We start from the raw sequence: 5688 nt of genomic DNA, 5'->3' as shown, positions 1-5688 counted from the left end.
TGCCCGGAGAGAGATCTGGATTAAATCTGTTCGAAGTTTCCCCCCTGCCACCCCCTTTTTTGAAAAAGTAATTCTTATTTTTTTGAAAATTATTCCCTCCCCAGGAGCTCCGGATCGTACCCACCTACCTTCGGGTTCTGAGAATCCCGTAGACATAAGAGAGGAACCGATACCAATGCCCGTTGTTCCTCCTTGAGTCAACGGTGAACGAAAAGAGCAAGAACATTGCGATAATGATGTTCATGGCGTTCACCGTTTTTTCACCTCCTTTGTCTTACACTAATGCAGACGGATGAGGTGGAAGAGCATTACACTTTTAATCCCTCCCCCCGGAGCTCCGATAATCGGAGGGATCATCTATCCCTCTCATCTGGATATTTGAGTCCCTCAGAGAGGCTCTATGAGGCTTTCTTTTCCTAAGAAAAACTCCAACCCGTTGATCTCGGTCCGGAAATTGAGGGGATGGAAGGTCGCCACCTCCGGCTTCGAAGGGTGACGTTGGAACCGGGTGGCCACAATACACTTCACAGCCACGCAGGCCGTCCTGCAGTTGTTTATGTGCTCGAAGGGACAATTACCGAGCATCGGAATGGTGCTGTTATTAACCATCCTCCGGGGGACAGCTGGTTCGGGAACAGGGAAGTAAAACATTGGATCGAGAACAAGGGAACAAAACCAGCATTGATACTCGTAGTGGAAATTTTCAAAGAAAAGCCGTAAGCGTGATCATGTCCCAACGGGAAGGTTCCAGCTGACCACCAGCGAACCACGGGAGACCGAATTTTTTATATAGCCTTGCCTTCAGGAAAGGCTTGCACTGATTTTATTGTGAAAATATGTTCATGTTTGGGAGGGGGGCTCTTTTTGTTTTTCTATGCCCGGGGTCGATCATATGCTGAATTTAAGGAGCCTTCGCCCCCTGCCACCTGTAAACCCTTTAAATTGTTGGATTTGCTCATCTCCATCGTCATCTGAAAATCCTCGTGTCGGAAGGAAGATTCTGCGTCGAACCTGTTCTTTCCCCGCTTCCCGGCCTCAGAAGAACATCTCGAGCCCCGCTTTCAGGTACCTGACCCTCAGGGCATTGTTTTTCCCGGCAAATCTGTTTCCGTACCCGATGCCGACTTTCAGGGGGATGGGGAATTTTTTCTCTTCATACAGGGGAAGGGTTGAGTATGAGAGGCCCACCTGGACTACGTGTGATTCCCACTCGGTCTCATCCTCCAGGGACCGGTAGTTGAACCCGAGGTTACCCGAGACTTCTGTTCTGAACATATGGGAAAATTTATAGATGAGTGATATATTCGCCCCCCGGGCGAACTCATAGTTCGCCTCCCCCTCCAGCTCGATCACATCTCCGATGTCCCTGTCGACCTTCTCTCTATTTTTGGTAACGGGCTGATTCACGTCATCGGGTATCCGTACCGTCTCCCTGTCCGGAAGGATGAGGTAATAGCGCGCTGTCGCGTTGATCACGAGATGCTTTATCCCCGTGTAATCGTTGTTTGAGTGAAGGAAGGGAGCCCACGCACCGGTGCCGAACTCAAGATCCGTCAGGTTGTCGGGGTCGTCCACGTCCCCCGTCGGGACCCTGACGCCGAAGGTCAGGGCGAGGCGCCAGTGCTCATTTTTGAAATACTGGTATCTCGCACCCACCTCCACATCGAGCAACCCGCTTCCCGACCAGCTCTCAAACCGCTCGTACCCGAAACCCGGTATATCCACCGTCCCATCACCATCGACATCGAGACCACCCCCGAGGAGATCCTGGACATCCTCCTCGCTGAGCGGCACCCCCCCCAAACTTATGGGGATCAGGGGGGCGCCGGCAAAGGGGTCTCCGGGGGTCCCGAAAAATGGGTTCTTCCCCACGGTGGCGTCTGCCGTTTCCAGCCTGGCATCGACGCTGTTCTTCTGAAAGGAGTAGGGTATTTTCACACCCACCATCAACCTGTCCGTCACACCATAGGCAATGATAAGCTCGAGGTCGACAAACTCCATCTCGAAGGAGACGACGCTCTCCCCGATATTCGCCGAGGGAAGATTGAAGGGAGGCCCCTCCAGTATGGACAGATCGGGGAATATCTCACTGTCGAGGATGGTGTTGAAATCTGCCGCTACATCTTCGATGTTTCCGTCGGGGTCGTATCTCTCGTCCACCGGGGGGTAGAATTCCGAGGTGAACCGAATCCCGAACACCCCTTTTGGCAGAACTTCGGCGTCATCCCCACGGGCCGGGATGCCCGCTCCAGCGAGGATGAGCAGAGCGAATAGTATGATAATAATGATTGAGTTTTTTCTGTGAGGCACCGTTTCCACCTTTTCCCGTTTTGCAAAGTGATGTTTCATTCCCACTCGCCCGGCAGCGACCACAGTGAGAACCCCGTTGCGCACCGGAATGGCCCGGAATGGGAGGAGGCGTACACGTCCAACCGGGATCGTAATTGTGGTAAACGCTTATAAATATAAGGTAACTGAAGCATTTGATATTTTTCCGTTGAATCTCTCTCCTTGCACCATCTTTGTAATTGTTTTAGATTTCAAGCGCCATGCCAGGTAATGGACAGAATCAAATACACACCAAAGGAGGACTCTAAAGGAGAAGGTCAAAGGGGTTGAGCTGCAAGAAGTATGTTTTTTGCCGGCGTTCATTATATAAAAAATTGAATCATCTTGAAACAGTGTTTGATCATTTTGTTACATGGAGAGTACCGATTCAGAAGGCGACATATCGGTAGAAATACCCCAGCCTACCTCGAAACAGTCCCGTCGATTGTTCTGGCACTGCTCCTTTTTCTTCTGCGGCGGAGGCGGAAGATGTTCGATCATTGGGAGTTGCAAATTGAAAGAAAAAAATCAGGAAAATGACGGAAAAACAAGATACCAGTGCTTCGTCCCGCCTGATCCCCTGTTTCTTTTGTCCTGTTCCGATTTTTTCTTTGGTGGTCCGGGGAAGCGAAGTGTTAATCGCACGTTCTCAAAATCTCTAATAACTATATAGAAATTCTTCTATATCCGGGACACCATGAGCTCTCCTGGCTCTCCTCTTAAAATGCTAAATCTATGATTATAATGTGGAATTATATAAAATCACACCATGGCATCTTCCTTGCTCCATTTATCGACGACAGGTGCAGGGATGATGACCTGGATTCTTACGTTGAAAGGAAAACATTGGCGAAAATACCGACATGCCCTCAATGTAAGAACTTCATCGGTTTTTCCGTGGATTTTCCGGGTGTGTACATATGCAAGGCATTTCCAGATGGCATACCGACCGAGGTCCTCGCCGGAGAGCATGACCATTCAAAACCACACCCTGCGCAAAAACCCGGAATTTTCTTCACTCCCCGCGACAATGCGGAATAAGACGCACACCAGCGATCCACGATTTTCATTTCCCCCACGAGAGACAGCCGGTAACCGGCGGCCAACAGTATGACAGAGTTCACAGCCTTTAACTTCCCCATGGGGGTCTCATCAATCGATTCTTTTGAATCTTTCGGTCACGCCACTTTCCATATTTTTCCTGTCACTTGACGTACATCAATTACCCCGGGGTGAATATTTTTTATGGTAACTGCAGATACACTATTTTTTCCCTCTTCCAATCCCCGTCCACCCCCCTACCGATCACACGCTGGGCGGGGATTTTTCTCACTTTTCACCCGCCCCTCGCGTTTTCCCCTGTACGGTTTTTTTCAAGGATGGTCCGGAAGCCGACAGGGAAGGCAACATATTGGAACCCTCTGCCGATAAAAATCGTATCTAATGGAGGGTGTTTGCGGTATGGTAAGCATGAACACCTCTGAAGAATCAGAAGGTCGATTCAGCAGGAGGCAGCCAGATGACGAAGGTTATAAACTTTATCGGCGGTCCGGGTTCCGGGAAATCCACTTTCGCTTATCGGCTGATGGCCCACTTCAAGATAAACGGGGTTTCCTGCGAGTACACGGGGGAATATGCCAAGGAGAAGGTCTGGGATGACCATCTGAAGATATTCGACAATCAGCTCCTCGTGTTTGCGCAGCAGCAGCACCGGCTTCACCGGCTGGTGGGAAAGGTCGATTACATCATCACCGACTCTCCCCTTGTTCAGTTCGTCTACTACCTGGACGAGTTTACCCCTGAGGAGGAAAAGAATACCGAGAGATTTCATGCATTCAAGAAGCTTATCTGGGCCGAGTTTCACTCATTTGCAAACATCAACTTCTTCATGAAGAGGCCATCTGAGTTCAGCAACGAGGGAAGATATCAGGATCCCCAGAAAGCCCTGGCGATCGATGCTGCGATGATGGAGGTCCTGAAATCGGGCGGAGTCCCCTTTACCCTGCTCTACTGCGAATCGAGCGGGCTGGAGGACGTATTGAACTCTATTCACGAGCCAAGATAGAAGGAGGCTGTCTGAAAACACGCATGGCGCGGACCCCGTCGTAAAACGGCACAGGGAGCGGGTCCAGCAGCCGTCTTTCCATGTTTCCCCCTCGATGTATCACGCTGAGGGTGGGGCAAACCGGGAAAAGGGGAGGGAGTGATGACAGTAAGAAAGGAAATGCTCGTCCAGTGTCCCGAATGCAAGACCAACGTGGCGACCACCATATTCGAATCCCTCGATGTCGAATCAGACCCGCAGAACAAGGATGCATTTCTGAAAGGCAATACCAATTTGTTTCAGTGCAAAGGCTGCAGCTTTGAAGCATATTTCCCCGCCCCCTTCATGTACCACGACAGGGAGAACAAAATCATAGCCCAGTGCTTTCCCTTCGCCTTCCTCGAGGAGGATGCATTCTTCGGTAACTTCACCGATGATGGGAAAATAATCCTTGGCAGAGAGGACGGAGCAAAGCACCCCGAACCCGATTACTTCAAAGACGTCCACATCGTCTTCAGCATGGAGGAGCTCGTTCGGTACGTTACGTTCCGCGACAGATTGCGCGAAGTAAAGGGAAGGGAGGGTACATAATCCGAAGTTGCCGCGATAGAGCGGATGGGCTCACATCCTGGAAACCGTGAGCCCGGAGAAGATGTTGGCCCCTCCCGCATGAGCAGTCCCGATCGTTTCCTGCCTTAACGCGCATCTGGCTTCATCCGGTGAGGCCCGTTCACTTCCCCTCAGGGCAAAGAGCCGATGCAACCCCGCCTGAAGCTTCCCTGCGAGATCACGGTCAACTGCGTCGCACCGGCACGTGCGGCATACCCGTCCCGCCGGACCTTTTTTCGACATCCTTGCAAAAACAGGAGGGAGAATGCATTGTAACAAAGTTTCAAAAGATCACCTTTTTTTCTCCGAAAACCGCCTTCCACGAACATACATACCGATTGCCAAATAAGGGGTATCTTCCCTTGAACCGTGGTTTTATTTTTATTACAATGAAAATAGACTCACAAAAATTCAAACGGTGGGAAGGAGATGATGATGGGGGAAGTACTGTCATTTCTTCTCATGGTGGGTTTCGTGGTGATCGTGGTTATGCTCGTATTTTCCTCGTGTGCGGTCATGTACTTTGCGATGCGAGCTCTCTTTAAACAGGGAAAGTAGCAACAGGCCTGCCAGGGAGTGGACGGAAGGGATAAAAGAGCAGGAGCACTTCTGTTTTAATACTGGAGAGTATGACCATCACCGTGAAGGCCACCCCATGTGGGGTGGCTTTTTTTTGCCGTGAACCCCCTCAATATATGGAAAGCGAA

4 protein-coding genes are annotated in these 5688 nt (G+C 50.6%); 3 read left to right on the top strand and 1 reads right to left on the bottom strand.

The genetic code is table 11. From position 1 onward, the window contains the following. Window positions 1-462 precede the first annotated feature (462 nt). The gene (locus GTN70_04290; GenBank protein ID NIO16208.1) at window positions 463-720 is read left to right on the top strand and encodes a cupin domain-containing protein; all 258 of its coding nucleotides are present in this window, start codon (window positions 463-465) and stop codon (window positions 718-720) included. A 315-nt stretch (window positions 721-1035) separates the two neighbouring features. Here GTN70_04290 and GTN70_04285 read toward each other — a convergent pair whose 3' ends face one another. Beyond that, window positions 1036-2349, bottom strand: coding sequence for a hypothetical protein (locus GTN70_04285; GenBank protein NIO16207.1), 1314 nt, complete (start codon window positions 2347-2349; stop codon window positions 1036-1038). Between the two features lie 1498 nt (window positions 2350-3847). Here GTN70_04285 and GTN70_04280 point away from each other — a divergent pair. Together GTN70_04280 and GTN70_04275 are read left to right on the top strand one after the other, a co-directional pair. Continuing rightward, window positions 3848-4393, top strand: coding sequence for an AAA family ATPase (locus GTN70_04280; GenBank protein NIO16206.1), 546 nt, complete (start codon window positions 3848-3850; stop codon window positions 4391-4393). Between the two features lie 141 nt (window positions 4394-4534). Continuing rightward, window positions 4535-4963: a hypothetical protein gene (locus GTN70_04275; protein ID NIO16205.1), complete on the top strand. Its 429-nt coding sequence runs from the start codon at window positions 4535-4537 to the stop codon at window positions 4961-4963. Window positions 4964-5688 lie beyond the last annotated feature (725 nt).

This window comes from Deltaproteobacteria bacterium (assembly GCA_011773515.1).
Lineage (GTDB): Bacteria > Desulfobacterota > Deferrimicrobia > J040 > J040 > WVXK01.
The sequence above is the reverse complement of the archived record's forward strand: the minus strand, read 5'-3'. Positions and strand labels throughout refer to the sequence as shown.

What these genes read in the sequence shown, in the direction of transcription:
- GTN70_04280 (NIO16206.1), top strand. Translation starts at nt 3,848, where the DNA reads ATGACGAAGGTTATAAACTTTATCGGCGGTCCGGGTTCCGGGAAATCC.
- GTN70_04285 (NIO16207.1), bottom strand. Translation starts at nt 2,349, where the DNA reads ATGAAACATCACTTTGCAAAACGGGAAAAGGTGGAAACGGTGCCTCAC.
- GTN70_04290 (NIO16208.1), top strand. Translation starts at nt 463, where the DNA reads ATGGAAGGTCGCCACCTCCGGCTTCGAAGGGTGACGTTGGAACCGGGT.
- GTN70_04275 (NIO16205.1), top strand. Translation starts at nt 4,535, where the DNA reads ATGACAGTAAGAAAGGAAATGCTCGTCCAGTGTCCCGAATGCAAGACC.